This is a genomic window from Nocardia sp. CA-119907 (assembly GCF_050955995.1).
Lineage (GTDB): Bacteria > Actinomycetota > Actinomycetes > Mycobacteriales > Mycobacteriaceae > Nocardia.
In genome coordinates, this window is the sequence record NZ_CP192091.1 from 5,349,967 (window position 1) to 5,374,234 (window position 24,268).

At 65.2% G+C, this 24,268-nt stretch carries 27 protein-coding genes; 13 read left to right on the forward strand and 14 right to left on the reverse strand.

Annotated elements, in window-relative coordinates; translation table 11 throughout:
* Positions 1–213 precede the first annotated feature (213 nt).
* Positions 214–612 (forward strand): PPOX class F420-dependent oxidoreductase, encoded by a 399-nt coding sequence (locus ACQP2D_RS23500; RefSeq protein ID WP_433678071.1) that lies wholly within the window; start codon positions 214–216, stop codon positions 610–612.
* A 201-nt stretch (positions 613–813) separates the two neighbouring features.
* On the opposite strand, the gene ACQP2D_RS23505 is transcribed toward ACQP2D_RS23500, so the two are convergent.
* The 13 genes from ACQP2D_RS23505 to ACQP2D_RS23565 form a co-directional block, all read right to left on the reverse strand.
* Positions 814–2,250 (reverse strand): wax ester/triacylglycerol synthase family O-acyltransferase, encoded by a 1,437-nt coding sequence (locus ACQP2D_RS23505; RefSeq protein ID WP_433678072.1) that lies wholly within the window; start codon positions 2,248–2,250, stop codon positions 814–816.
* Positions 2,251–2,429: 179 nt separating this feature from the next.
* A complete protein-coding gene (locus ACQP2D_RS23510; RefSeq protein WP_433678073.1) occupies positions 2,430–2,702 on the reverse strand; it encodes a DUF4342 domain-containing protein in 273 nt (90 codons plus the stop codon).
* A gap of 354 nt (positions 2,703–3,056) precedes the next feature.
* Positions 3,057–3,776 (reverse strand): maleylpyruvate isomerase family mycothiol-dependent enzyme, encoded by a 720-nt coding sequence (locus ACQP2D_RS23515; RefSeq protein WP_433678074.1) that lies wholly within the window; start codon positions 3,774–3,776, stop codon positions 3,057–3,059.
* Between the two features lie 13 nt (positions 3,777–3,789).
* Positions 3,790–4,626 carry a fumarylacetoacetate hydrolase family protein gene (locus ACQP2D_RS23520; protein ID WP_433678075.1) on the reverse strand — a complete coding sequence of 279 codons (837 nt, stop codon included), beginning with the start codon at positions 4,624–4,626 and terminating at the stop codon, positions 3,790–3,792.
* A 4-nt stretch (positions 4,627–4,630) separates the two neighbouring features.
* On the reverse strand, positions 4,631–5,719 hold the full coding sequence (locus tag ACQP2D_RS23525) for a cupin domain-containing protein (protein WP_433678076.1): 1,089 nt from the start codon (positions 5,717–5,719) through the stop codon (positions 4,631–4,633).
* A 15-nt stretch (positions 5,720–5,734) separates the two neighbouring features.
* Positions 5,735–6,391 (reverse strand): MBL fold metallo-hydrolase, encoded by a 657-nt coding sequence (locus tag ACQP2D_RS23530; protein WP_433678077.1) that lies wholly within the window; start codon positions 6,389–6,391, stop codon positions 5,735–5,737.
* An 18-nt stretch (positions 6,392–6,409) separates the two neighbouring features.
* Complete coding sequence (locus tag ACQP2D_RS23535) at positions 6,410–7,087, reverse strand: maleylpyruvate isomerase family mycothiol-dependent enzyme (RefSeq protein WP_433678078.1); 678 nt, start codon at positions 7,085–7,087, stop codon at positions 6,410–6,412.
* Complete coding sequence (locus ACQP2D_RS23540) at positions 7,077–7,775, reverse strand: class II aldolase/adducin family protein (protein WP_433678079.1); 699 nt, start codon at positions 7,773–7,775, stop codon at positions 7,077–7,079. The genes ACQP2D_RS23535 and ACQP2D_RS23540 overlap by 11 nt, the downstream gene beginning before the upstream one ends.
* Positions 7,776–7,783: 8 nt before the next feature.
* The gene (locus ACQP2D_RS23545) at positions 7,784–8,965 is read right to left on the reverse strand and encodes an FAD-dependent monooxygenase (protein WP_433678080.1); all 1,182 of its coding nucleotides are present in this window, start codon (positions 8,963–8,965) and stop codon (positions 7,784–7,786) included.
* Between the two features lie 6 nt (positions 8,966–8,971).
* Positions 8,972–9,304 (reverse strand): indolepyruvate ferredoxin oxidoreductase subunit alpha, encoded by a 333-nt coding sequence (locus tag ACQP2D_RS23550; RefSeq protein ID WP_433678081.1) that lies wholly within the window; start codon positions 9,302–9,304, stop codon positions 8,972–8,974.
* Positions 9,305–9,370: 66 nt separating this feature from the next.
* The gene (locus tag ACQP2D_RS23555; RefSeq protein WP_433678082.1) at positions 9,371–10,360 is read right to left on the reverse strand and encodes an NAD(P)/FAD-dependent oxidoreductase; all 990 of its coding nucleotides are present in this window, start codon (positions 10,358–10,360) and stop codon (positions 9,371–9,373) included.
* Positions 10,361–10,362: 2 nt separating this feature from the next.
* Positions 10,363–11,376 (reverse strand): TAXI family TRAP transporter solute-binding subunit, encoded by a 1,014-nt coding sequence (locus ACQP2D_RS23560; RefSeq protein WP_433678083.1) that lies wholly within the window; start codon positions 11,374–11,376, stop codon positions 10,363–10,365.
* Positions 11,373–11,642: a nickel-binding protein gene (locus ACQP2D_RS23565; protein ID WP_364483018.1), complete on the reverse strand. Its 270-nt coding sequence runs from the start codon at positions 11,640–11,642 to the stop codon at positions 11,373–11,375. Before ACQP2D_RS23565 ends, ACQP2D_RS23560 begins: the two co-directional genes overlap by 4 nt.
* A 192-nt stretch (positions 11,643–11,834) precedes the next feature.
* On the opposite strand from ACQP2D_RS23565, the gene ACQP2D_RS23570 reads away from it, so the two are divergent.
* From ACQP2D_RS23570 to ACQP2D_RS23610, 9 genes are all read left to right on the forward strand, one after another.
* Positions 11,835–12,668 carry an IclR family transcriptional regulator gene (locus tag ACQP2D_RS23570; RefSeq protein ID WP_433678084.1) on the forward strand — a complete coding sequence of 278 codons (834 nt, stop codon included), beginning with the start codon at positions 11,835–11,837 and terminating at the stop codon, positions 12,666–12,668.
* A gap of 373 nt (positions 12,669–13,041) precedes the next feature.
* Positions 13,042–13,590 (forward strand): pyridoxamine 5'-phosphate oxidase family protein, encoded by a 549-nt coding sequence (locus ACQP2D_RS23575; protein ID WP_433678085.1) that lies wholly within the window; start codon positions 13,042–13,044, stop codon positions 13,588–13,590.
* 255 nt (positions 13,591–13,845) lie between these two features.
* Entirely contained in the window at positions 13,846–14,583 is a 738-nt protein-coding gene (locus ACQP2D_RS23580) for a hypothetical protein (RefSeq protein ID WP_433678086.1), read from the forward strand.
* Between the two features lie 3 nt (positions 14,584–14,586).
* Complete coding sequence (locus ACQP2D_RS23585) at positions 14,587–15,144, forward strand: hypothetical protein (RefSeq protein WP_433678087.1); 558 nt, start codon at positions 14,587–14,589, stop codon at positions 15,142–15,144.
* A 91-nt stretch (positions 15,145–15,235) separates the two neighbouring features.
* A complete protein-coding gene (locus tag ACQP2D_RS23590; protein WP_433678088.1) occupies positions 15,236–15,490 on the forward strand; it encodes a hypothetical protein in 255 nt (84 codons plus the stop codon).
* A gap of 2 nt (positions 15,491–15,492) precedes the next feature.
* Entirely contained in the window at positions 15,493–15,954 is a 462-nt protein-coding gene (locus ACQP2D_RS23595; protein WP_433678089.1) for an anthrone oxygenase family protein, read from the forward strand.
* 30 nt (positions 15,955–15,984) lie between these two features.
* Positions 15,985–17,625, forward strand: a complete 1,641-nt coding sequence (locus ACQP2D_RS23600; protein WP_433678090.1) for a bifunctional 3-(3-hydroxy-phenyl)propionate/3-hydroxycinnamic acid hydroxylase — start codon at positions 15,985–15,987, stop codon at positions 17,623–17,625.
* 1 nt (position 17,626) lies between these two features.
* Positions 17,627–18,487, forward strand: a complete 861-nt coding sequence (locus ACQP2D_RS23605; protein WP_433678091.1) for a fumarylacetoacetate hydrolase family protein — start codon at positions 17,627–17,629, stop codon at positions 18,485–18,487.
* A gap of 3 nt (positions 18,488–18,490) precedes the next feature.
* Positions 18,491–19,414, forward strand: coding sequence for a VOC family protein (locus ACQP2D_RS23610; protein WP_433678092.1), 924 nt, complete (start codon positions 18,491–18,493; stop codon positions 19,412–19,414).
* 166 nt (positions 19,415–19,580) lie between these two features.
* On the opposite strand, the gene ACQP2D_RS23615 is transcribed toward ACQP2D_RS23610, so the two are convergent.
* Positions 19,581–20,483 (reverse strand): LysR family transcriptional regulator, encoded by a 903-nt coding sequence (locus ACQP2D_RS23615; RefSeq protein WP_433678093.1) that lies wholly within the window; start codon positions 20,481–20,483, stop codon positions 19,581–19,583.
* A gap of 60 nt (positions 20,484–20,543) precedes the next feature.
* On the opposite strand from ACQP2D_RS23615, the gene ACQP2D_RS23620 reads away from it, so the two are divergent.
* From ACQP2D_RS23620 to ACQP2D_RS23630, 3 genes are all read left to right on the forward strand, one after another.
* A complete protein-coding gene (locus ACQP2D_RS23620; RefSeq protein WP_433678094.1) occupies positions 20,544–21,392 on the forward strand; it encodes an oxidoreductase in 849 nt (282 codons plus the stop codon).
* Positions 21,393–21,686: 294 nt separating this feature from the next.
* Complete coding sequence (locus ACQP2D_RS23625) at positions 21,687–22,229, forward strand: TetR/AcrR family transcriptional regulator (protein WP_433678095.1); 543 nt, start codon at positions 21,687–21,689, stop codon at positions 22,227–22,229.
* 76 nt (positions 22,230–22,305) lie between these two features.
* On the forward strand, positions 22,306–24,231 hold the full coding sequence (locus ACQP2D_RS23630; RefSeq protein WP_433678096.1) for an alpha/beta fold hydrolase: 1,926 nt from the start codon (positions 22,306–22,308) through the stop codon (positions 24,229–24,231).
* Positions 24,232–24,268: the final 37 nt, after the last annotated feature.

Here is a 24,268-nt window from a genome sequence, read left to right on the forward strand (position 1 = left end):
GAACCAGCAGGCCGAAGATCTGCCAGCGTTCGGTGACCGGCTTGCCGGACGGCAGCGTCCGCTCGGCCGGAACGAGCATGTGCAGCTTACTGATCCGAGCGCGATCCCGCGCGGCGGCGATCTGAAATCTAGCAACGCTAGACAGGCTAGCGAAGAAATGTTACCGTTGCTCCAGTTTCTAGCGCTGTTAGAATTCACTGAGGAGTAACCGACATGACCTTCACCATCAATGAACAGCAGTTCCTCGCGGAGGCCGGGATCGGTCGGCTGGCCACGGTGTCGCCCGACGGCGTTGTGCAGAACAACCCGACCAGCTATCGGGTGAACACCGACGGCACGATCGACATCGGGGGCATGCGGATGCGTGGCAGTCGAAAGTACCGCAATGTCGAGGCGGGCAGCCGGGTGTCGTTCGTCATCGACCAACAGGTTTCATTGGAGCCATATGTGATTCGCGGCGTCGAGGTACGCGGCACCGCCGAAGCGCTCGATGACGAGGAGCCACCGTTCCCACCCCAGGAACGCGCGGTCATCCGAATTCACCCCGAACGGGTCATCTCCTGGGGCATCGACGGCGGATCCTTCGACTTCACCAGTCGCGGCGCCGAATAGTCAGGCATCGCGGGCGATCCCACAAGAAAGGCCGTCAACGACCGTCCGGTAATGAGCGGAATGGACCGCGTCAGCGAGTGAGACCGGGCACCACGACATCGGTTACGCCGACTTCGCTACGGTAGCAAGAACAGCTCATAGCTATCTTCTGTTGAATCATGCTGCGCCGCATCGGATTCGGGTGAATTCGGCTGAATCCGATCACCGCGGTGAACGACGCGGCGTGGTCGGTGCGTCGGGTGTCGGTACCGGCTCCGTAGCGACGACCCGACCGCCTGTCTCAGCCCCAAGGACCGTTTTCGTGAGGTCGTCGAGGGCATTGCGCACCCCGCGGGCGAAGACCTCCACGTCCGGGCAGCTGTCCTGGTCAGCGGCGGCAGTGAGGTTGAGCTGGCCGGCGTACGACAGGGCGGCGACGACGAGTGTCAGGTTGCCCATGGGCGGCAGTAGGGGAAACACCTCCAGCAGCGGCGCGCCGGCGAGATACAGCCGCATCGGCGGACCCGGGACGTTGCTCACGACCAGGTTCACCGACCGCTGCCGCGGAAACAGCCGGTACCAGATGCGCTGGCCGGCAACGAATCTGAAGATCCCGCTGCCCGCCTCGGGGCGAGCCTTGCCCTTCCGTGCGGCTGTCGCTGCGGCGATCACCGTGAGCCGGCACACCGGGTCCGGCTCACCGACCGGCAGCGGCACCATCATCCATCCGGGCGTGTTGCCTTGCGCTTCCCCGGGCCGCGTTTCGTGGTGGGAGATGGTCACCATCGCGCGCTGGACGAGCCCTTGGACATTCTCACCGCGGCTTGCCAGCAGCTGGCGCAGGCCGCCGGCAACCGCGGTCAGCACCACGTCGTTGACCGTGGCGTGATGGGCATGGGCGATGTGTTTGATGGGGTCGAGGCGGCCGCGGACGATGGTCAGTCGGCGCTCGGAGCCTACGGGGTGGTTGAGGCTGGTTCGGGGGGCGGGCTTTTCGGTGAGCACCTCCCGCCAGGCCGGCAACGCGCGGCGCGCCAGCCGCAGTGTTCTACTCGGATGGACAAGGCCCGACCACCCGATGCCTAGTTCGTCTCGGCGGCGTCGCAGGTTGTCGCGGAGCAGATCACCGGTGGACGGGGTGGGTGTCGGCGTCCACGGCGGTGCACCCTCGACGGGCGCGTCGGCGGTCCGGTCGAGCAGCGCCCCGAAGGCGGCCATCGCGGCGGGGCCGTCGGCGAGGACGTGATGCAGCTTCAAGAACGCGCCGACCCGTTGGCCCGGCAGGCCGGGCAGCAGCCACAGCTCCCACAGCGGCCGGGCGGGATCGAACGGTCGCCGGGCCAGCTGCTGGCATGCCTGCAGCAGCTGATCCTGGTCGCCGGGCGCGGCAACGGCATGGACGTGGATGTGCTCAGCGAGGTCGAAGGAGGGCGCGTCGATCCACAGCGGCCAGCCCAGCCCGAGGCGAGGCCGGTACAGCAGCTGCCTGAAGCGAGGGACCAAGTGCATTCTCGGCTCGAGGTGTCGTCGGACCACGTCCAGTCGAACTCTGCCGTCCTCCTCGAGCAAGCTTGTGCCGTCGAGGATGGCGAGCCCGCCGATGTCGGTGGACCAGCCGTAGTCGTCCCAGAGCAGCAGGAACAGGTCCGAAGCGGTCACTCTTTCCAGGAGACGGGGCTCGGCCATGACATCACGTCCCTTCCATGTGGCCTAGATAGCCGCCGCGGTTCCGACGCCTTGGCGGAACGAGTAAACAGCGATTCCTCCGGCGTGCATGTATGTCCAAGAAGCCATGGCGCCCTCCTTCGTCGAGTAGACCGGCGCCGACGCGACTCGCGTCAGTGGCCACTCGAGTCGGAAGTCTCTCGTTCGACTTCGATCGAGTAGTGCGCGGCGAGCGCGGCGAGCGCTCCGATCGCGGCCACGGTGGGCGCGAGGAGGAAGCCGACCACGCCGACCGTCACGGGGACCTCCATCACGGGCCTGCCGTCGGAGTCCTTGATGACGATCCGACGAACGTTGCCTTCGTGGACCAGTTCCTTGACCCTCTCCACAAGGTGGCGACCTTTCACATCGACCTTCTCTGTCGATGTCGTCACTTGCTGCGTCATTCCGTTCACCGCCTCCGCTGTGCTGTCGGGCAGACCGCGTCCTCTCCGTTGCTGCGGCTCAGCCTCGATGTCCGGCTCATGGCCGGACCCCCTTTTCTTCACATCGTCGTCTTCGGGGGCGCCTCTCGGCAGGGCCGAAGGTCCACCTCTCACCGGGTCGACCGGCCTGACCGCCGGGGACCGATTCACGACCCGTTGATCGCTAACGCGCCGAGCATCGACCCCTGGCGCCCCGGACGCCGGACGAGCCAACAGTGGTGGGCCATCGCCCGCGTCGCCAACCACGATGCAAACGAGGCCCGGCCGCTCGATTACGACGCGGCCCGCGTGCATATCGGCCGACACCTTGCGCGCTCAGAGCCAGCTGGGCGCGGCAACCGCTGGACCCGTCGTGGTGATGCCGATCGCTCCCCGGCCGGTCGCCCAGCGAGCGACCGCGGCAAGCGATCCCGTGATCGTGGTGTCGGTCGAGGCCTCGGGTAGCACAGCGACCGGTGTCCCATCATCGACCCGAAAGGCCAGACCCGCGCCGACATCGCGTTTGCGCCAGACACTGACGACGTCGTCGAGCAAGCTGCTCGAGATCACGTCGGGGAACACATCGAAACGACCACCGTTGGCGAGATCCACCGCGTGAATCCACACCTCGCGGCACCGCATCCACAGTGTCTCCACAACCGGAACCGAACGCCCCTGCACAGTACGGACGTTCGTGTCCCAGGCCGCGTCCGGGAGGTTTCGCCATTTCTCGTCGAGCCGCGCGACTGTGTGGTCGAACAAGTTCCGCAGGGCCGCGGGCGACATAGTGGCGCCCTCCTCGATGTCCCGCCCACGTTGCTCGGGCGAGGTATACATGGGTGTTTCGATACCCGTTGCCGCCCAGTCGAGCAGATTGCCGAGGGCTACCGCGTTGTAGCTCACGTGCGCGATGAGGTGGCGGCGGGTCCAGCCTTTGAGCAGGGTCGGTTCTCCGAGTTCGTCATCGGTGAGCGCGGCGAGCCGCTCCGCGAAATAGGCGGTGCCGCGGCGGGCGAGAAGCGACTGTTCGGTGCGAGCGAGATCGTGGAATCCCATCAGCGCGAGACTCCTATTTGACGATCGTCTTGTTCCGGACCGTCCCCAGGCCTTCGATGGTGACCTCGACGGTCTCCCCGTGCCGGATGTAGACCTCGGGCTTGCGTGCGTGGCCGACACCGCCGGGAGTTCCGGTGCAGATGACGTCGCCCGGTTGCAGGGTGAGGATGTGGGAGATGTACTCGATCAACTCGGCCGGCTTGAATACCAGGTCGTCGGTGGTGGTGGTCTGCACGACGCGGCCTTCGAGCGTGGTCTTCAGCGTACTTCCGAAGGTATACGAGTCCGTGGTGGTCAAGAACGGACCGAAACCGGCGGTCTTCTCGAATGACTTGCCCTGGTCCCATTGCAGGGTGCGGGTTTGGTAGTCGCGTATCGTGTAGTCGTTGATGACCGAATAACCGGCGATATATGCCTCGGCGTCGGCTTCGTCCACCTGGTAGGCGCTCTGGCCGATGACGACGGCGAGTTCACCCTCCCAATCACATTGCGCCGCGGCGTAGGTCGGGACGATGACATCGTCGTACGGCCCGGTCAGCGCTTCCCGGAACTTGGCGAACAAGGTCGGGTAGGCGGGCAGTTCCCGCCCCATTTCCTTGATATGGGTCGCGTAGTTGAGGCCGACGCAGATGACTTTGCCGGGTTTGGGAACCACGGGGGCGTATTCGACGCCCCTGAGCACGACCGCGACGCCGTCGGCCGCTTCGGCGATAGCCCGCCAATCGGGATCCGCGAGCAGCTCGGACAGATCAGCGAAACCGTCGATGACAGTGGCGAATTCGTCGCTGTCCATGCGGACGGCGGCGGTGGCACTTGCGTTCGAGTCGAGGCGTAAGGTGGCGAGTCGCATCGGATCAGGCTCCTTCGGAAAGCTGGGTGCGGTCGAAATGCAGGCGTTCGACGATCGGGGCGTCGGAGAACATGAACAGGTCCAGGCCGTGGTCGGTGTCGATCGACCATTCGGTCCAGGATGGGACGGCGATCATGTCGCCTTTCCCGATCTCGGAAACCTTGTCCCCCAGGTGGAATCGTCCGGTGCCATCGAATACCTGGTAGACCGACGAGCCGACGTCACGGCGCGGTCGGGTGTGCGCGCCGGCACGCAGGCGGTGAAATTCGGCGCGAATGGTCGGCATGACATCGCCGCCGGTGGTGGGGTTGGTGTAGCGCACCGCGGCATGCCCGGGTTCGGTGGTGGCCGCGTGGCCTTCGTCCTCGAGAGCGAGCTGTTCGCGCAGTGCCGCGTCGGTGTGCTCCCACCGGTAGGCGGCGATCGGTGAGCTGGTCTTGCTACCCAATCCGACCAGTGGGCGCAACCCGGGGTGCGCCCAGAGTCGTTCGGCGCGTGAGATATCCGGTGTGGCTTCGTCCGTGACTCCATCGGAACCGAATTCGAAGAACCCGGTGTCGGTGTAGTTGACGAACGGAATGTCGAGGCCATCGATCCACGCCATCGGCTGATCGGTCTCATTGTGGTGGCCGTGGAATGCCCAGCCCGGGGTCAGTAGGAAGTCGCCGCGACGCATCGCGACCGGATCGCCGTTGACGACCGTCCAGACGCCTGCTCCCTCCACGACGAATCGGAAAGCGTTCTGCGCGTGGCGATGCTCGGGTGCGGTTTCCTTCGGGCCCAGGTACTGAATAGCGGCCCACAGCGTCGGAGTGACGTACGGTAGGCCGCCCAGACCTGGGTTGGCGAGAGCGATGGCTCGCCGTTCCCCGCCCCGTCCCACCGGGACGAGGTCGCCGGCGCGCTGCGCGATCGGATAGAGCGTGGACCACTTCCAGACAAAGGGAATCGCCTTGGACGCCGGCGCCATCGGCATGAGGTCGTTGGTCTGCGTCCAGAGCGGGTTCAGGTGCTCGGCTGTGAAGTCCCGATAAAGCCGCTCCAGGGCCGGGTCGGGTGCGGTCGCGGTGTCGACGTTTTCGATGGTGCTCATTTCTATCCGCCTTGTTCAGACCGCGTGCGCGGTGCCTGGTTCCAGCACGACGAGTTCGCAACCAGCGGGACCGAGATTCCGCAACAGCTGGTAGTGCAGTTGCTGATGAATCTGGGCGAGTCCGGCCTGATGGATGGGGATCGCGATGCGGGGCGCGACGCCGCGCAGGAAATCGACGGCTTCGCCGATCTTCATCCACGGTCCGCCGGCCGGGATGAGCAGTACATCGATCGCATGCCCTTCGGGGAAGGTCTCGAGGTCGTCGCCGGGATGCAGAATCGACCCGTCGATGACGTAGCCATTGTTGAGGACATTCGGCAGCGCGGCGTGAATGCACGCGTGCGCGCCGCCGATTACGTCCACCCGCACATCGGCGACCCACAGTTTGTCGCCCGGTTTCACCGTGGTGACGGTCCGGTCGAGGCCCGAAAGCAGGGCGGCGCTGGCGGAATCGGCCACGACGTCGGCGGTCGGATTGGCCGCGAGCAGTGCCGTCAATCGGTCGATGTCGATGTGATCGGGATGGGAGTGGGTGATCAGCACCGCTGCCAGGCCACGGAGTTCATCAAATCCGGTGGAGTAGGTGCCGGGGTCGATGAGGAGGCGGATCTCGCTGCCGGGCGCGGCGATCTCGAGGAGCACGCATGCGTGCCCGAAGTGAGTGATCTTCATTGTTCTCGTTTCCATGGGTCAGATCCAGAACGGGCGGGCTGGAAGGCTTCCGGCCAGCGTTTCGAGTAGGCCCCCAGCACTGCGGCCGGTCACCCAATCGAGCAGTCCGGCTGGGCTTCCGGTGATATCGATGGGCCCCGGATAGTTCCCGGGCCGGGTGCGCAGCGCCCGATCGGATCCGGTCGGTCGCAGCACGAGTGCGGGCCAGTCAGCTCTGTGTCGCACGGCTCGTACCGCGTCGACCAGCAGCTCGTCGATCAGATCCGTGGGCAGGTCTTGGAAGCGACCCCCCAGATCCACATGGTGGACGGTGACTTCACGCAGCCGCAGCCACACCAGGCGGGAGACGGTGACCAGTTCCCCTGTGGGAGTGCGGATCAAGCGCCCCCAGTCCGCGGCGCGCAGCCCGGACACCGTCGTTGCGAGCCGGTCCGCCGAGTCGAGCGCGTCGGTGATCAGCACCGCGCCGGGCCGGTCCGCACCGGTGTCGATGGTCCATTGTCGGCCCGAATCGCGGCCGGTCAGCTGGTTGTTCACGCTGTCGGCGTGGTTCGCCAGATGGGTGACCAATGCCCCGGTGGTCCACCCGGGCAGGGCCGATTGCGCGTTGAAATCCGATTCCCAGTACTCGTCGATGGTCTCGAGCAGGCGTTTGGTTTCCGACTCGAGCCAATCGACGAGCCGATCAGTGGACATCGGCCTGTGCTGCGCGTCTGCCCAGGTACTCCCAGCCAGCGCCCAGCTGCCCCGGATTCCAGATCTGATCACGTTTGAAGCGTGTCTCCTGCTCATCCGACCATACCTTCGGTCCACCCGCAGCCAGTGCGAGAAGTTGTGTGCGGCAGGCACGTTCGAGCAGTACCGCGTACATGACAGCGCTTGCGGCGTCAGGTCCGACCGTCACCGCACCGTGGTTGGGCATCAAGATGCCGTGCGCGTCACCAAGTGTCTCGGCGAGGGAGCGGCCCAGGTCCCGGGTCGCGATGAGAGCGCCGGTTTCGGTGAAGCGGGGCAGCTGCGGATAGGTGAACGGCACCGCGTCGTGCGAAATCGGTTGCAGCTCGACGTCCATCGAGGCGAAGGCGGCGAGTGCGGGTGCGTGGGTGTGCACGACACAGCCCACATCCGTGCGCCGCGCCATGATCTCGGTGTGGATGGGAAATTCGAGGTGGCGTTTCCCCTCCCCCGTCAGCACCGCACCGTCGGGCGAGACGAGGTGAACCGTGGATGCGTCGATTTCTTCGAATCCCCAGCCGGAGGCCTTGATCCATACGCCCTTGCCCTCGGGGTCGCGGACCGAGGCGTGACCCCACACCATATCGCCGAGGCCTGCGAAGGCGAGCGCACCGCTGGCCTGGACCACCTCGCGCACAACGTCGTTCATCAGTTCTCCTATCCGACGCGAACCTGGTACAGCCAGTCCAGGTCGACGTAATGCTCGGTGGTGTCGCGGGCGAAGACCCTGTTGCGCAGTTCTCGGACGATGGGGTCTTCGGTATGCCAGATCTCGCCCCACATACGGGCGATCGACTGGATCTGCGCGGTGCGCGGAATACGCTCGGCCTGATACGCCGCGAAGGCTTCGTCGACGTCACCGCTGTGCTCGGCCATGAAGCGGGTCAGGCACTCGGCGTCCTCGATGGCCTGGCACGCGCCCTGGGCCAGGTATTGCAGCATCGGATGCGCGGCGTCGCCGAGCAAGGTGACCCGCCCGACGGTCCAGTTGGCCAGCGGCGCACGGTCGTACATCGGCCAGCGCTTCTCGCGTTTGAACTGGGAAATGGACCCGCGTACCTGCCCACAGGCGGTACCGAAGTGCTCGTCGAGTTCGTCGGGGGTGCCCCACTCCTCGGTCCCGGCGATGGCGGGATCGAAGTGGTCGCTGCGGAATACCGCGACCTGGTTGTACAGGTCGCCTCCCCGGATCGGGTACTGCACGAGGTGCTTGTTCGGTCCGATCCAGACGATTTCGTCGTCGTTCTCGACGGGGGCGCTGACCTCGCTCATCGGGAGCGCACCGCGGTAGGCGACGTACGCCGAGCAGATCGGGGCATCGTCGGACAGCAACGCGCGGGTTTTGGACCACAGGCCATCCGCGCCGACAACCGCGTCGCACACATACTGGGTGCTGTCCGCGAAATCGACCACCACCGTGTTGTTCTCGCGGTTGGCGATCCCGGTGACCGTTTTGTTGGTCTCGAGGGTGATGTTCGCCTGCGCGCGGCAGGCGTCGAGTAGCGCGTCGAGTAGGTCGCCGCGGTGCAGCACCGAGTAGGACTGTCCGTAGCGGGCGACGAACCGGTCCGCGAGATCGACAGTGGCCAGCTGCTCACCGGAGTCGATGTCGAGGAAGACCAGGTTTTTCGGCCGGACCGCGATCCGCTCGATCGCAGCGGCCAGCCCGAGCTGATCGAGGATCCGAATCGCGTTGGGCGCCAATTGGATACCGGCACCGATTTCACCGAACTCCGGAGCCTGTTCAACGATGTGCACAGCGAAGCCCGCCTGCGCCAGGGCCAGCGCGGTGGTCATACCACCGATGCCGCCGCCGATGATCAGAAAGGGAACACGCATGACTTACTACTCCTTGATCCATGAGGCGGCGAGCGGGGTGTCCACACCGACCGCGCCGAGTCCGACCGCGCCGCCGGGGTCACCGAGGGCTTCTTCGCGACCGGGTAGCGGTAATGCGAAGAACACAGCGTTGTCCTGCTGCCAGGTCGGGTCGGTGATGTCCTTGGGGCTCTGGATCGCCGACACCGGGCATTCGGACAGGCAGTTGCCACAGTCGATGCATTCGTTCGGGTTGATGTACCGCTTGGTGAGACCCTCGTAGATGCAATCCACCGGACACATGTCGACGCAAGAACCGTCGAGTTCGTTGATGCAGGCGTCGTTGATGACATACGCCATGTCGGGCCTCCTTTCAGGCCGCTGGCCAGGGCTGGGTTCGGGTATCCGCCAGCTGGGGCGGCGTTTTCAGGCCACCTGCTGGGGTGGCATCTCGGTGGAGTGGCCGGGGAACAGGGCTTCTCCGGGCCGCAGAGTCACCGCGATGTTGTTGACGGCCGTGGCCGCCTCGCCGAATCCGACCGCGATCAGTTGCACTTTGCCGGGGTAGGTGGTGATGTCGCCGGCGGCGAATACGCGAGATCGGCTGGTGGCCATGGTGGTATCGACTTCGATCTGTTTGTCGGTCATCCGCAGCCCCCACTGGGTCAGCGGGCCGAGCGCGGCGATATGACCGAGCGCGGGAATGAGGACGCTGGCGTCGAGTTGCTCGGTGGTGTCGTTGACGCAATCGCGCACCGTCACCGCGCGCAGGGAGCCGTTGCCGTGTATTTGGGCGATCTCACTGTTGATGATCATCCGCGCCGAGGTGGCCGACAGCTGGGCCAGCGCGCGTTCGTGCGCCCGGAAACGGTTGCGCCGATGCACGACGGTGACCGAGCGGGCATGCGAGACAAGAGAATTCGCCCAGTCCACCGCACTGTCTCCACCGCCGACGACGATCACGTGATCGTTTGCGTATCGCTCGGGCGAACCGACGACGTATTCGACGCCTTGCCCGGTGAATCCGTCCAACGCCGGCAGAGGCCGCGGGGTGAAGCGGCCGATACCCGCAGTGACCAGGACCGCGCCGGCATGGATGCGGGTGCCGGTCGCAGTGGTCATGATCAGCGAACCGTCGGACTGGTCCTCGAGGGTGGTGGCCTCTTGATTCAGCAGGAGGGTCGTGTCGGCGGTGAAGGCCTGCTCGACCAGTCGATCGATGAGCTCTCGGCCGCGGATCGCCGGGAAACCCGCGACGTCGTAGATGTATTTCTCCGGATACAGCGCGGCGGTCTGCCCGCCCAGATGCGGGAGACTGTCGACGAGGGTGACGCGCAGTCCGCGCAGGCCCGCGTAGTAGCAGGCGAAAAGTCCGGCCGGGCCGGCTCCGATGATCAGCAGATCTGTTTCGATCATGGTCAGCTCCAGATCAACCCGTCGATGGCGGGCTTCTCTTGCGCCAGGTCGGCGTACGCCCGCTGAGCGGCCGGATGTAGCGGGACCGGGGTCTTTGCCATCGTGGCCGGATCCAAGGGGTAGCCGACCGGTGTGTGGTCGGGGGCCATATGCATGTACTGGGCCTCGAGGGCCTTGCGCTGCTGGACCATGCACCAGGTCGCCAGGTAGGCGATGTCGTCGGGCAGGTCGTCGCGGCACAGCACCACCAGGTCGGCGAAATCCAGTGTGCGCAGATCGTTTTCAAGACCTGGAAGGTATCCGGCGTCGACGGTCGCCGCGCCCCAGCCGAGTTCGGCAAACCCGCCGATGACGTCGTCTCCCCAGTCCAGGTAGCGCACCGGCCGCCGGTTGGCGATCTGCTGCCACACCGGCATCATGATCGCCTCGTTGATCAGCACATTGGCCTGGCCGGTGGTGAAGGCGTGGAGTGCGGGGAACGGCCGCTCCCAGTACAGGAAACGGGCACCATCGGCCACCAGCGTTTCCGGGTCCGCCCCGGCCAGCCGCAATCCGTGATGGGCGGCCATACCGATGATGTTGATCCCGTCTTCCGCGCAGGTCGCGATAACCAGCTGGTCGGCCACCTTCGCGAGATCGGCCACCGTATGCACCGGCAGGCTCGCGTCGACCGCGATGACCAGGCGGTCACGGTGCGCGATCGAGCCCAGCGCCCGCAAGTTCGGCTGCGGGCCGACCCCGATCGGTCCCGATCCGTCGAAGACGAGCCGGACGGCCGCAGCCGGGGTCATGACGGTGATGTCGACCTCGCCCGCGAGCAGAGCATCGGTCTGATCGCGGCCGCCGCGTCCCGCCCAGGTGGCGAACCGTGACCCGACACCGGACCTGTCACCGATCTCCTGGGCCAGCCACCCACAGATGCGCGTCATATTCGCCTGGCCCCAGTCGGCCCGGAACTGCAGCGTGATGTCCCGCTCGATCCGAGGTTCAGCCGTCGCCCGCACTTCCGCTGTCATTCCGCGACCAGCGCGCTCAGACCCGCCTCATCGAGTGTCAGGTCGACCTCGGTAATGGAGTCGAACGGGAATCCGACCCGCTCGAACTCCTTCTCGACCGACGCCGCGTCGCCCGCCTCGTACAGGGTCACGATGAATCCCGTATCGGTATTGGCTTCCAGCCGCTTGAACGTCGCGTGCACACCCTTGGCTACCTCGGGCCCGAAGCCCGCGACTTCCTCGGCGGACAGTCCGGGCGCCTGATGAAGGCTCAGAAAGAGAGGCATATCGTCTCCTGAATTGGTGTCATGATGTGGAACACTGTGCCTCATGATGACATGTCGTGGATCACATCGCAAGAAATCAGGTTCCGCCATGAGGGCCCATGTTCCCCATCATGGAATGCTCTGGAGCACATTTCCAGGGTGGCGGATGGCGCGACCAGCGGGAATCGCACCGACGTGGGATACCGTGAACTCATGAATGTCAATCGCCTCGATCAGCCGGGCGGCACCACCAAGCCTGCGCGAGTGGACAATTCGGATGAGGAATCCGACGAGCGACCCGCCGGCCTGATCGGAGCGGTCGACAACGTACTGCGCCTGCTGCGGCTGTTCGAGAACAGCAAACAGCTTCGGGTCAATGAGGTCAGCCGCGAAATGGGTTTGTCCCGCTCGACCGTGCACCGGATGCTCTCCACGTTGAGCTACCACCAGTTCGTCGAACAGGACGAGTTCTCCCGGGCCTATCAGCCGGGACCGGCCCTGGTCGACATCGGGCTGGCCGTCGTACAGAACATGGACATCCGGGTGATCGCCCGCAGCGCGCTGACCAAGCTGTGGACCGAGACCAACGAGACGGTCCATCTGGCAGTCCTGCGCGGACCCGAGGTGCTGTTCCTCGACAGCATCGAAAGCCAACAGATCGTGCGCACCGGCAGCCGCATCGGCTGGACACTGCCCGCCCATGCGACCGCCAGCGGCAAAGCACTGCTGGCCGAACTCGACGAGGACGATCTGCTGGCGCTGTATCCGAACGAGGAACTCGAGGCGCCGACCGACACCGCACTCAACAGCAGAGCCGCCCTGATCACCCAACTGGCCGAAACACGCGACCGGGGCTATGCGATCAATAACGCCGAGAGCGAAACCGATGTCAGCGCGGTCGGCGCCGTCGTGCGCGACCGCGCCGGGCGAGCACGCGCATCGATCGCGGTAACAGCACCCCGTTCGCGCGTCGACGAGGAGTGGGTGGCGGTGACCGCCGCCGCCACCGTCCGAATCGCGAACGAACTCAGCGGCCGGATCGGGTAGCCGACAACACCGCACGACCAACCACTTTCGGTGACCTTCGCGAACCATCAGGTTCACGCGGAGGTCACCGAACTCGTTTCACGGTCACGCGGATTTCGATTGTTCTCAATTCGCCCCTCTCGGGCTCACCCCTTGCTAACCTACGGTTCGTGATGCGGACTACTGTTCCTCATCGCGCTACATAACATTCGGTGAGCTAGCGGTGTGTGGTATCCGCCCTGGTCGAACACCCGACCCAGTTCCCACCGAGATCGTCCCGAGAGCAGACGCGACCATGAACGCAACGCCGACAAAACATCTATTCGGACTTGCGCCACCCCTCCCCATCGGGGCTATCGCCTCTACATCCAAGTGACACAGAGGAATTCAGCTCATGACACTGAACGAACCCACACCCGCCGAAGTCGAGCAGGAGATCGTCGAACTATTGCGGATCGAGGAGATCGGAGCGCTCGCCGTCGTCACCCCGGACGGCGCTCCGCTGGCCGCGACCATGCACTTCGCCTCCGACGGGCTGACCACCTACGTACACACCTTCACCTACACCCGGAAGTACGCCGCCCTCTTGACCGACAACCGAGTCAGCTACACGCTCGATCACCTTCCAGCAGACGGCTTCGCGGGGCGGGCCGCACTCCGTGCGATCCAAGTCAATGGAATCGCCACTCGAGTGACCGAACCTGCCGAGATCGACCGCGCGATCCAGGTCAGCCACGAGCAGTTCGAGTGGCTCAAAGACGCTGATATCTACAAAAGCTTCAGGCGGACAGGCGGGGCCGGCAGTCAGGTCTTCTTCCGAATCGATCCGGTCGAGGCACTGTGGAACGACAATCGCGTGCGCATCCAGTGGCGCACGTTGGTCAGGTTCGACGCCGACGGTAAGCACGTCGCCACGCTCGAGCCATATAAGAGGCAGGGGTGACGGACCACTGCGGCAAGTGTTGACGATCGCTTGCCGACGATAATGCCAGTTGCTACTGTTGTCTCGTGACACGGGTCACTGTTCCGCATGATGCGACAGAGCGGGTAGTGCGGGCGGCAGCCACTCGGCCCGGACGCCACATCGAGGCCCTGCCCCGTACCTGGCGTCACCTCGCGTCCGACCCGCCCATGCGTGCTCGCTGTCCCATCCCCTGGATCGGCGGCACGCACGAGGCACAGTTCGAAGGAGAATGATGTGAGCCAAGCCATCGAGGCCGCGGCGGCCATCCCTGAGATGACCCCCGGAAGGCGAATCCCGCCGCCCACGGGCAAGCGAGAACCGTTGAAGGTCAGCGTGTACGAGCGAATGGCGAAAGCCGGCGCCGAACTGGTCCCGATCTTCCCGTACGACAATGCCGGCGCGATGGTGCCGTGCGGCGCGCTCATGTACGGCGAACCGGGCAAGGATCACGGCCACTTCTTCCACGCCAACTCGGTGTCGGAGGTGACGGTGATCTTCGGCGCGAACGACGCGATGCTGCAGACCGGCCAGATCATGGCACTGCAGAAGTTCCACGGCGTGAATTCCTTTCTGCGTGACCAGGAGAACCCCGAAGCATTCGTGCTGGTAACCGTCACCCAACTGCAGTCCGAGGAGGCCGGGCAGCGGGAAGCCATGGTCGCCAAGTGCCAGAGCTGCAAGAAGGAGATGCTTCGACACGAATACGACGCCGGCCCCGAAGGCGCACCGGACTTCGATCCGACCCGATTCGGCAAGGCCGACGATGTCTATCGGCAGTTCTCCACCATGGTCGGATCCCACGAATTCGCGGCGATCCGCAACTCCGATGCCGGTCGCACCTGCGGCAATTGCGGGCACGTGAACACCGAATTCCCGGCCGACCCGTGGGGCTGGGGCCGAGTGGTCGAACAAACCCGGGTCGCCAATGCCGCCTACCACGCACTGCGCAAGACCGCGAAGGAAGAGGGATAGAACATGTCGCGCCGACGTATGCTTTCAGCCTTCAAAACCGGTGCCACAGTGGGCAATTACGCCGATCTCGCGGTCCTGCCGATCGACGTCGACCCCCAGCTGGTGCTCTCGAGGAACTGGGTCGACCAGCCGTTCTATCAGATCTTCGCCAAGGACACCATCATCGTCCAGATGTCGGGCTCGTCCCGAATCAGTATGCGCAACAGCAATGTCAACTACTTCATTGCTCAGGTAGGCGACAACGTCTACGTCCCGGCAGGGACCCCGCACCGTATCGAGCCCATCGAAGAGGGCGTCATGCTGCGCTATGTCGCACTCGAAGCAGGACTCGTCGCCGCAGCCTGGTTCTGCCACACATGCGGCGAGGAACTACACCGCCTGGAATGGGAACACGACAATGACTCCGAAGCGGCACCCATCTACGCGACCGCCTGCGCCCGCTTCAGCGCTGACCTCGACGCCCGCACCTGCGGCACCTGCGCCACCGTAGCCGAACCGATCGACCTCGAAGTTCTCGGCTGGTCCGGACTCGTCTCCGAAGCGGTTCCCGCCGCGGGATAAACACCCGATCCAATTCCGGCTCCGCACTCATCGAGTGCGGAGCGGTTCGAGCACGCGACAAATTCGCTTGCCACAGAAAGCGATTCAACATTTGTTCAAGGACATTCTGACCGTTTACGGAAAAGGTACGAGGACCCGGCAGGAATGCCAGGTCGACACCGAGATGTTGATCGTCTCCCAGCACGCCACCGAATCCATCGGGGAGCGGATCGCGGGCATGACCACCCCGGAATACCTGGCCAAGGCGAAACCTGACGAACCGTTCGTCGACGCCGACCACAGCACATCGATCCTGTCGATCGAATACGTCGCCATGGACAGCGACCACACCGGAAACGAGGACTGATCATGTCGAATCTCGGGCATGCGGGCGCGATGTTGATGCTGCTGTTCGGTGGGCTCGCCACCGGCGGAATCTGGGTCATCGCCGTCGACCGGCTCGCGGTGTGGAACCGTATGTCGGTCGTCGAGTACGCGACCGATTTCCGGCGCACGTTGAAACACGTCGATCCGATGATGCCCATCTTCGTTTCGCTCTCCGGGCTCGGCGCAGTGCTGTTTTCCACCCAGTCATCGGGTAGCTCGCGACTGTTCGGCTGGCTCGGCCTGTGCTGTCTGGCGGTGATCATGATCGGTTCGATCCTGTTCGGCGAACCGATCAACTCGAAGTTCCGCCGGCTCGCCGAGGGCACACCGCCCGAGGGCGTCGAGGGGCTCCGCGCGTTCTGGCGGCGTTTCCATTTCGCCCGTACCGGCGTCGCGGTCGTGGCGCTCATCTTCCTCATTGCCGCGGTAATCGCCGCGCTGTGATCTCAAAGTGTTTCGGATAAGGGAGTTTTCGTGCAGGAGCCGATATACGACGTAGCGGTGGTCGGTGCCGGTCCGGTCGGGCTGGCGGTCGCGCGCATGCTGGGCCTGGCAGGTCATTCGGTGATCGTGCTGGAGCGCTGGCCCGCGCTGTACCCGCTGCCACGTGCGGTGCATTTCGACCATGAAATTGGGCGGGTGTTCCAGGCCATGGGCCTGCGCGGCGAGATCGAGGCCATTTCTGCCCCGGTTCCCGACCACTACGAATGGCGCAACCGCAACGGCGATTCGCTGGTTCGGATCGATTGGTCCGGGCTGGGCCCATCCGGGTGGCCGGTAGCGAACTTCTTCTCCCAGCCCGAACTCGAGCAGGTGCTCGGCGACGCGGTCGCCGCCATGCCGCAGGTAACGGTGCGGCGCGGCCGCGAGGTGATCCGGCTCGTCGCCGAACCCGACCAGGACGTGGCGCTCACCCACACCGGTAAGGACGGTGCCACCGCACAGACCCACGCTCGGTACGCGATCGGCGCGGACGGAGCCAACAGTTTTGTCCGCGCACAGATGTCGACATCGATGCAGGATCTGGGGTTCTACTTCGACTGGCTGATCGTGGACACCATTCCGCAGGACGATCTGGTGTGGTCGCCGCAGAACTGGCAGCTCTGCGATCCCGTCCGGCCGACCACGATCGTCTCCGGCGGTCCAGGGCGGCGCCGGTGGGAGTTCATGCGGCTACCGGGTGAATCGCTCGACGACCTCAACCGCAGCGACACCGCGTGGCGATTGATGGAGCCGTGGGGCCGGACCCCCGAGAACACTGTCCTGGAACGGCATGCGGTCTATACCTTCCAGGCGCGATGGGCCGACCACTGGAACGAGGGCCGGCTCTTCCTCGTCGGCGATGCGGCGCACAATATGCCGCCGTTCGCCGGTCAGGGTATGTGCTCGGGCATCCGTGACGCGGCCAACCTGAGCTGGAAACTTGATCGAGTTCTGCGCGGGCAATCGGATCCGGCGCTACTGGACACCTACACCAGCGAGCGACTCACCCACATCCAGCACGCGATCGCCATGTCGGTCGAGCTGGGCAAGGTCATCTGCGTGCTCGACGAAGAAGCGGCCGCGCAACGCGATGCTCGGATGATCTCGGGCAATGCCGATCCTGCTGTGGTGCTCCCGATTTCAGCTCAGCCGGTACTCGGGCCCGGCGTCGTGGCGACGGGAATCGACCTCCCCGAACTGCGTGGCACCTTGTCGCCCCAGTTCCGTGCCGAACTCGACGGTAGTACAGCCCTTCTCGACGACCTGGTCGGCGCGAACGCCGCCATGTTGCTCACCACTGACACACAACTTCCCGAAGTGCTCGGCGAGCAAGCCTGCGCCGAACTCACCGCGCTCGGGGTTCGGTTGATCGTCCTCGCGCCGTTCACACTCGCATCGAACGCGGTCCCGCCGATCGCCACGGCCGCCACACTGATCGATACCGACGGCGAATGGCATTCCTGGTTCACCCAATTCGGTGCGACCGCGGCATTGGTACGCGCCGATCACTACATCTTCGGCGCCGTGCACGACACACCGGCCGTCGACGGCCTCATCTCCCAATACTCCCGGCACCTCCGGGCACAGTTTCATCCATCGGCCGATCTGGCCACACAGACAAGGAGCAATTGACGTGCGTATCGCAAACCTCGGCGGCCGGGCGGTTCTCGTTCACGGACAGCGGGCCATCGATATCGCGGCCGCGAGCGAAGGCCGATTCGGTCCCGGACTGTCCCCGATCTACGAGAACTGGGATGCGTTCCGGGCCTGGGCCGATGCAGCGGAACATTCGGACACCGACGGTGTCGAGATCGATCGGCGCGCGCTCGGCGCTCCGTCCCCCACACCCCGCCAAACCTTCGCGATCGGCCTGAACTACAGCGCGCACGCCGCGGAGTCCGGTTTCGAATCCCCGACCCAGATCCCGCCGGTCTTCACCAAGTTCGTCAGTAGCTTCAGCGGCCCCGACACCGAGGTCGTCATCCCGACCGGCGGCGCCGTCGACTGGGAAGTGGAGTTGGTTGCGGTCATCGGCCGCACCGCGGCCAAGGTCAGCGAGGCCGACGCCTGGGAGTACGTCGCCGGGCTGACCGCCGGGCAGGACATCTCTGAACGTTCCTCCCAGTTGGCAGGTCCCGCACCACAATTCAGCCTCGGCAAGTCGTTCCCAGGTTTCGCGCCAATGGGTCCGTGGCTGATCACCACCGATGAGCTCGACAATCGTGACGACCTCGAACTGGGCTGCACCCTCGACGGCGAGCAGATGCAGAAGAGCCGCACCCGCGAGCTGATCTTCTCTGTGCCCAAGCTCATCTCCACGCTGTCGCACACCACCACCCTCTACCCGGGCGACATCATCTTCACCGGCACCCCCGCCGGCGTCGGCATCGGCCGCGATCCCAAGCGGTTCATTCAGCCCGGCGAACGCCTGGACAGCTGGATCGAGGGCATCGGTGAACTGCACCAGACCTTCGTGGCCGAGTCGGCGGAGTAGGCCATGGCACTGCACGGACTTTCCCACGTCACCATCGGTGTCCCCAATCCGACCGAAACCATGTCCTACTACACCGATTTCGGGCTGACACCCCGTGGTGACGGCTGGTTCGCGACCCAAGACGGCGGCGATCAGCTCGAGATCGTCCACTCGGCCCATCGCCGCTTGGTCGAACTCGGCATAGCCGCGGACGATACCGACGACCTGGACGCCACCGCCGCCCGCCTGGAACGCCTCGGCATACCGGTTCACTTGCGCCCCAAGGTACTTCGCGCGACCGAGCCGATCACCGGCTCCCAGATCAATATGAGTGTAACTCCGCGCATCGTCCAGCCTCATACACCTCCCACTCCCTACAACGGCCCGGGCCGTGTCGAGAGAACCGGAAGACGAGCCGCTTTCATCGATCGCACCGACCGGGTCCGGCCCCGCAAACTAGGGCATGCCGTCCTGGGCACCACCGACCTGGAAACCACCATGCGATTCTTCGTCGAGGGACTCGGTTTCAAGGCCAGCGACTACATCAAGGACCACGGCGCGTTCCTCCGTTGCTCCACCGACCACCACAATGTCCTGGTCCTGGCCGCCCCGGTGTGCTTTCTGCACCACACCTCCTGGCAGGTGGAGGACATCGACGAGGTCGGACGCGGAGCATTCGCGATGCTCGAGGACAACCCGGAACGCCACGTGTGGGGCCTGGGCCGTCACCACGCAGGCTCCAATTTCTTTTGGTACCTCAAAGATCCCGCAGGCAATTTCAGCGAGTACTACTCCGATATGGACTGCATCGTCGACGACCAACTGTGGAACCCCGAAACCCTGGAAGGCGCAAAGGGTTTGTTCAATTGGGGTCCGCCGCCCCCGCCGTCCTTCCTGCACCCGGAAGATCTGGCCGCACTCATGACCGGAGCCCACACAGCCCCCTGAGTGCGCCATCCGGGATCGAATTCTGTCGGAGAGACAGTGGCACTGATCATTTCCGATATCCGGCAGCGCGGCGGCGAAGCGTCGAGAACGCTGTCGTTCAGCATCGATCATCGACCACCGCAGCGACGAGATCCGCGAGTTGCTATCGCTGATGCAGTGCGTGCTCCTATTTCTCGTCGATGTCGCGGACTGCTCGTAGTGCCTGCTCATAGGCCCGAACCAGAGGACGCTGGTCGTTTGCGCGGCGGGCGAGCGCAAAAAGTAGCGGGGGTAGATCGCGGACCGGGCGGAAAGTTACCCCGCCACGGTCGAGCAATGGGATGTCGCCCGCGGCGGTCACGATCACGCCGAGGCCCGCCGCCAGAGCTTCGTTGACCTCATCGATACCCGCCACTTCGGCGCCGACGCGGACCGGCCGCCCGGCTCGCTTCTCCATTGCCAGCCAGTAGTCCCGCAGTGGTCCTGCCGCGTGCGGCAGCGCCAGGAACGGCTCGTTCAGCAGGTCCGCGAAGTCCAATGCCGCTGTGCCCGCCAGGTGATGTCCGGGAGGCAGCGCGATCAGCCGTGGCTCCTCCGATACCACTGTGGTGGCGTAGCGCTCCGGATCCGGCAACGGGAGCCGAATGTATGCCAGATCGCTGCTGCCGTCCGACAGTCCGGCGGTCGGGTCCTGCCAGCCCACCTGACGTAGCTTCAAGGTGACTTCGGGGTAGGCCGCGAGGAACCGCGACCGCACCGCCGGAAGCAGTCCGCCGCGCCCCGGGCTGGCACCCATCCCGATCACGAGGGTGCTTCGCTGGGCCATTCGCGCTTGCTCCACCGCCGCGGTCGCGGCATCGAGTGCCGCCAGCACTGTCCGTGCGTGCGGGAGCAGTGCCTCACCGACGGGGGTGAGTATCACCCGCTGCGGATCTCTTGTGAAAAGTGGTGCGCCCAACTGCCTTTCGAGTGCCCGAATTTGCTTGCTGAGTGCCGGTTGCGACACATAGAGTCGTTCAGCCGCGCGCGTGAAGCTCAGCTCTTCAGCGACAGCCAGGAAGTAGCGCAGATCGCGTCCGTGCAGGTCCATAACCAATGGTTATCATGACAGGTCTTGGACATGCCCCTGCACCGGCTGCACGCTGAAGAAGTGAACGCGATCTGGATTGTCACAGGCGCCAATTCCGGCTTCGGTCGGGCCATCACCGAGGCGGCAGTCGCCGCGGGGAACATTGTGATCGCTGCCGCACGGCGCCCCGAAGCCCTGGCAGACCTCGTCGCCGCCCATCCGGATCGGATCGAGGCGCTCGGCCTCGACGTCACCGATCAGGCCGCGATCGCGACCGCTGTCGCGGACATCGCAGCCCGCTACGGCCACATCGACGTCCTGGTCAACAACGCCGGCCGCAGCCATATCGGAGCATTCGAGGAGACCTCCGACGCGGAACTTCGAGATCTGTTCGAACTGCACGTCTTTGGGCCAGCCGCAATGGTACGCGCCGTCCTGCCGCATATGCGCGCTCAACGATCGGGAGCGATCGTCCAGGTCAGCAGCCTGCTCGGCCAGACCTCCCGGGCGGGCTTCTCCGCGTACAGCGGCAGCAAGTTCGCCGTCGAGGGCATGTCCGAGGCGCTGGCCAGGGAGGTCCGGCCGCTCGGCATCAAGGTGATGATCGTAGAGCCGGGGTCGTTCCGCACCGGCCTGCCCGGGAACACCACGCTCAGCTCCGAATTGTCCGACTACGCCGCCACGGTCGGTGGCATGCGCGCTGTCATCGCTGTATCTGACGGACAACAGCCCGGCGACCCGGCCCGCGGCGCAGCCCTCATACTCGCCGCCCTCGATGTCGATAGGACACTACTGCGACTTGCGCTCGGCGCCGATGCCGTCGACGGCATCCTCGCCCACCTCGACCAGGTCCGCGACGACATCGAAGCCTGGGAGGACGCCTCCCGGGAGTCCGCGTTCCAACGCTGCCGAGTTCTGCAATTCGGATGACATGTTGTCGTGAAGAGGCGGTGAACACGTCCGTCTCGAGGGTGCGGGTGCTCGGCACCCCAGCTGCCCGGCAAGGGAGCCGATGGCAGTACACAACTACGTGAACCTCGGGACGGGCGTCGACCCGCGACCGGGTTTCGGTCGGTCAGCGAGCATTGCGATACCGCCCGGGTCCCGATCCACTACCCACATCTACCGATCGGAGAACGTCAACAACATGATCACGGCACGTTGACACGATTATGCAGACCGGTCTACTGTGCGGTTGTGCAGGGAGATTCAACGCGGACGCGAATGGTGGAAGCGGCTCGGGTGCTTGTCGAGGCGAACGGCTACCACGGCACCGGACTCAAGCAGGTGCTCGAGTTGGCCGAGGCGCCGCGCGGCTCGCTCTACCACCACTTTCCCGGCGGCAAGGATGAGCTGGTTGGTGAGGCCCTCACGGTGGCGGGCCGCGAGGTTGATCGCATCGTCGCGGAATTGGCTCTCACGGCGCCGACTCCCGGCGATCTCGTGCGGGCGGTATTGGTTGCGCTGGGAGACCGAATGGTGGCGGCCGATTACAGCAAAGGCTGTCCAGTGGCGACGGTGGCGTTGGAGGTTGCGGCGAACAACGAGGACCTCCAGCCGATCTGCGGTGGGATTTACGCGGGCTGGCAGCATGCGCTGGCCGATGCTCTCCGCGTCGACGGCCGCGATCCGGCGGAGGCAGAAGAACTCGCGGCGACAGCACTCGCGCTGATCGAAGGCGCACTGGTCCTCGCGCGCGCCAGCCGTAGTCGGGCCCCGATCGACCAGGTCGGACGCCGCATCGGCAAGTTACTCGCCGCAGACTGACGATCCTCGGGGTTCTCGGGAGAGAGTCATGCACACAATATGTAGATCGGTCTAGATAATATGAATGGAGTTGACCATGACCAGCACTCCGGACGCCGTGGTATTCGGCGCGACGGGCTTTATCGGCAAGTGGACGGTGCTGCATCTGCTCGATCAGGGCCGCGCGGTTGCCGCGGTTGTCCGCGACCCGGCTCGGCGACACACGAATGCCGCGGGCGAGCCCATGGCGAGTCGGGAGGAAGAGTTGCGCGGCTGGCTCGGTGATCACGGGGTGTCGACAGAACGGCTCGCGGTGCTGTCCGGTGATTGCACAAACGGTGCGGATTTGGGGCTTAGTCCAGCCGACGACGAGCGATTGACGGGCGTCCGGGATGTGTTCAACGCCGCCGGCGTCTACCGGTTCGGGCTGCGACGTGCAGAGGCGGTGGCAGTCAACGTCGACGGCGCGCTCAATGTGTTGTATTGGGCCGCGACCCGTCCCAGTCTGCGTCGACTGATCCACGTGTCGGGTTATCGGGTCGGCACGGACGCGCAGCCGCGGTATCCCCTCCCCGAAGCGGAATTGGCCAAGCTCTACCGGAGCACAGGAGCTTATGAAGGTTCCAAAACCGAAGCGGATGCCGCCGTGCGGGTCGTCGCGGCGCAATTGGATGTCCCACTGACCGTGGTCAATCCCAGCAGTGTGATCGGCCATTCGGATACCGGTGAGGTCGGTCAGTACCTGGGTTTGGCCGAGCTGGTTCGCGATCTCTGGATGGGTCGGCTGCCCGCGCTGCCCGGAACCGCCCGCACGTTCGTGCCCGTGGTCGCGGTGGATCATTTCGCGAAGTTCATGACCGCGATTCCCGAGCGCGATCCAGCACCCGGCGGCCTGCACTGGGTGCTCGACGCGCACACACCCGATCTGCCCGATCTGGTCCGGCTGCTTGCCGACCATCTGGGCGTGCGTGCGCCGAAAACGCAAGTGCCAGTGGGGCTGATCCGCCACCTGCCAGCCGCGCTGACCGGCGCCAACCCGGAAACTCTCGGATTCCTCGTCGAGGACCGTTACGACACGGCTTCCGCCGAGCGGGTCGCGCACGCGGCAGGGCTCCAGCAGGCGCCGGTCGAGACCGTCCTGCGCCGGTGGGCCGACCGGTTGGTTGCGGACGGCTTCGGGGCGACGCCGACGGATTTTCCCGGCGGCTTCCATGACGTCGGCGGATCCCGGACATATCTGGCCGGCGACAGAACATCGCCCGATTTCGTTCTCCTGCACGGCCTTCCCCTCGACGGTCGGTCGTGGCAGGGAGTCATCAACGAATTGGACGACGAGTCGCTTCTCGTCGCCGATCTGCCCGGGCTCGGCCGTTCGGCCCCCACAGCGGCAACTCCCCTGGAGTGGGTCACCGATCTGCTCGGGCCGGCCCGAACCCGTCCGATTCTTGTCGCCCATTCGGCGGCGGCCGCGGTGGCACTGCGCTACGCCGCCGTTCATCCCGAGCGCATCACGGCAGTAGTCCTTATCTCCCCTTACTTCCTCCAAACGGAGCCCAACTGGTTGCTCCGTACACCGATGTTCGCGACACGACTGCTCGAGCGGATGTCGGCCGACCGTCTGGCGCGCACGTTGCTCGGTGACAGCGGAGGATCTTCCTCCGACGAAGTTCGCAAGGCTCTGGAAAGCACCGCGACCCAACTGCGCCGACCAGGCGTTGCCCGACGCACGGCCAACTGGCTGCGCGCCGCGAACCGACCCGAAGAACGCGCCGGGCTGCAAGCGCTGCTGGGTGGAACCGAACCGTTTCCCGTCCCCGTCCGAATCATTGTCGGAGAGCAGGATCCGCTGATCAGTGATTCCGGCACCGCTGCGGTCGCGACCGTCGCCGGGACCGGACACTATCCCCAACTCACGCACCCCGCCGTCGTTGCCGCGATGCTGCGGGACATCGCTGACGGCGCGACGCGGCCAGCTGTGCAGGCGCCATCCACCTCGAGTATTTCCGTCCCCGTCGAGCGGTAAGCCATGCCGACAGGTGCAGCGGAATCCCATAGCGACC

What these genes read in the sequence shown, in the direction of transcription:
- ACQP2D_RS23500 (WP_433678071.1), top strand. Translation starts at nt 214, where the DNA reads ATGACCTTCACCATCAATGAACAGCAGTTCCTCGCGGAGGCCGGGATC.
- ACQP2D_RS23510 (WP_433678073.1), bottom strand. Translation starts at nt 2,702, where the DNA reads ATGACGCAGCAAGTGACGACATCGACAGAGAAGGTCGATGTGAAAGGT.
- ACQP2D_RS23515 (WP_433678074.1), bottom strand. Translation starts at nt 3,776, where the DNA reads ATGGGATTCCACGATCTCGCTCGCACCGAACAGTCGCTTCTCGCCCGC.
- ACQP2D_RS23520 (WP_433678075.1), bottom strand. Translation starts at nt 4,626, where the DNA reads ATGCGACTCGCCACCTTACGCCTCGACTCGAACGCAAGTGCCACCGCC.
- ACQP2D_RS23525 (WP_433678076.1), bottom strand. Translation starts at nt 5,719, where the DNA reads ATGAGCACCATCGAAAACGTCGACACCGCGACCGCACCCGACCCGGCC.
- ACQP2D_RS23530 (WP_433678077.1), bottom strand. Translation starts at nt 6,391, where the DNA reads ATGAAGATCACTCACTTCGGGCACGCATGCGTGCTCCTCGAGATCGCC.
- ACQP2D_RS23535 (WP_433678078.1), bottom strand. Translation starts at nt 7,087, where the DNA reads ATGTCCACTGATCGGCTCGTCGATTGGCTCGAGTCGGAAACCAAACGC.
- ACQP2D_RS23540 (WP_433678079.1), bottom strand. Translation starts at nt 7,775, where the DNA reads ATGAACGACGTTGTGCGCGAGGTGGTCCAGGCCAGCGGTGCGCTCGCC.
- ACQP2D_RS23545 (WP_433678080.1), bottom strand. Translation starts at nt 8,965, where the DNA reads ATGCGTGTTCCCTTTCTGATCATCGGCGGCGGCATCGGTGGTATGACC.
- ACQP2D_RS23550 (WP_433678081.1), bottom strand. Translation starts at nt 9,304, where the DNA reads ATGGCGTATGTCATCAACGACGCCTGCATCAACGAACTCGACGGTTCT.
- ACQP2D_RS23555 (WP_433678082.1), bottom strand. Translation starts at nt 10,360, where the DNA reads ATGATCGAAACAGATCTGCTGATCATCGGAGCCGGCCCGGCCGGACTT.
- ACQP2D_RS23560 (WP_433678083.1), bottom strand. Translation starts at nt 11,376, where the DNA reads ATGACAGCGGAAGTGCGGGCGACGGCTGAACCTCGGATCGAGCGGGAC.
- ACQP2D_RS23565 (WP_364483018.1), bottom strand. Translation starts at nt 11,642, where the DNA reads ATGCCTCTCTTTCTGAGCCTTCATCAGGCGCCCGGACTGTCCGCCGAG.
- ACQP2D_RS23570 (WP_433678084.1), top strand. Translation starts at nt 11,835, where the DNA reads ATGAATGTCAATCGCCTCGATCAGCCGGGCGGCACCACCAAGCCTGCG.
- ACQP2D_RS23575 (WP_433678085.1), top strand. Translation starts at nt 13,042, where the DNA reads ATGACACTGAACGAACCCACACCCGCCGAAGTCGAGCAGGAGATCGTC.
- ACQP2D_RS23585 (WP_433678087.1), top strand. Translation starts at nt 14,587, where the DNA reads ATGTCGCGCCGACGTATGCTTTCAGCCTTCAAAACCGGTGCCACAGTG.
- ACQP2D_RS23595 (WP_433678089.1), top strand. Translation starts at nt 15,493, where the DNA reads ATGTCGAATCTCGGGCATGCGGGCGCGATGTTGATGCTGCTGTTCGGT.
- ACQP2D_RS23610 (WP_433678092.1), top strand. Translation starts at nt 18,491, where the DNA reads ATGGCACTGCACGGACTTTCCCACGTCACCATCGGTGTCCCCAATCCG.
- ACQP2D_RS23615 (WP_433678093.1), bottom strand. Translation starts at nt 20,483, where the DNA reads ATGGACCTGCACGGACGCGATCTGCGCTACTTCCTGGCTGTCGCTGAA.
- ACQP2D_RS23625 (WP_433678095.1), top strand. Translation starts at nt 21,687, where the DNA reads ATGGTGGAAGCGGCTCGGGTGCTTGTCGAGGCGAACGGCTACCACGGC.
- ACQP2D_RS23630 (WP_433678096.1), top strand. Translation starts at nt 22,306, where the DNA reads ATGACCAGCACTCCGGACGCCGTGGTATTCGGCGCGACGGGCTTTATC.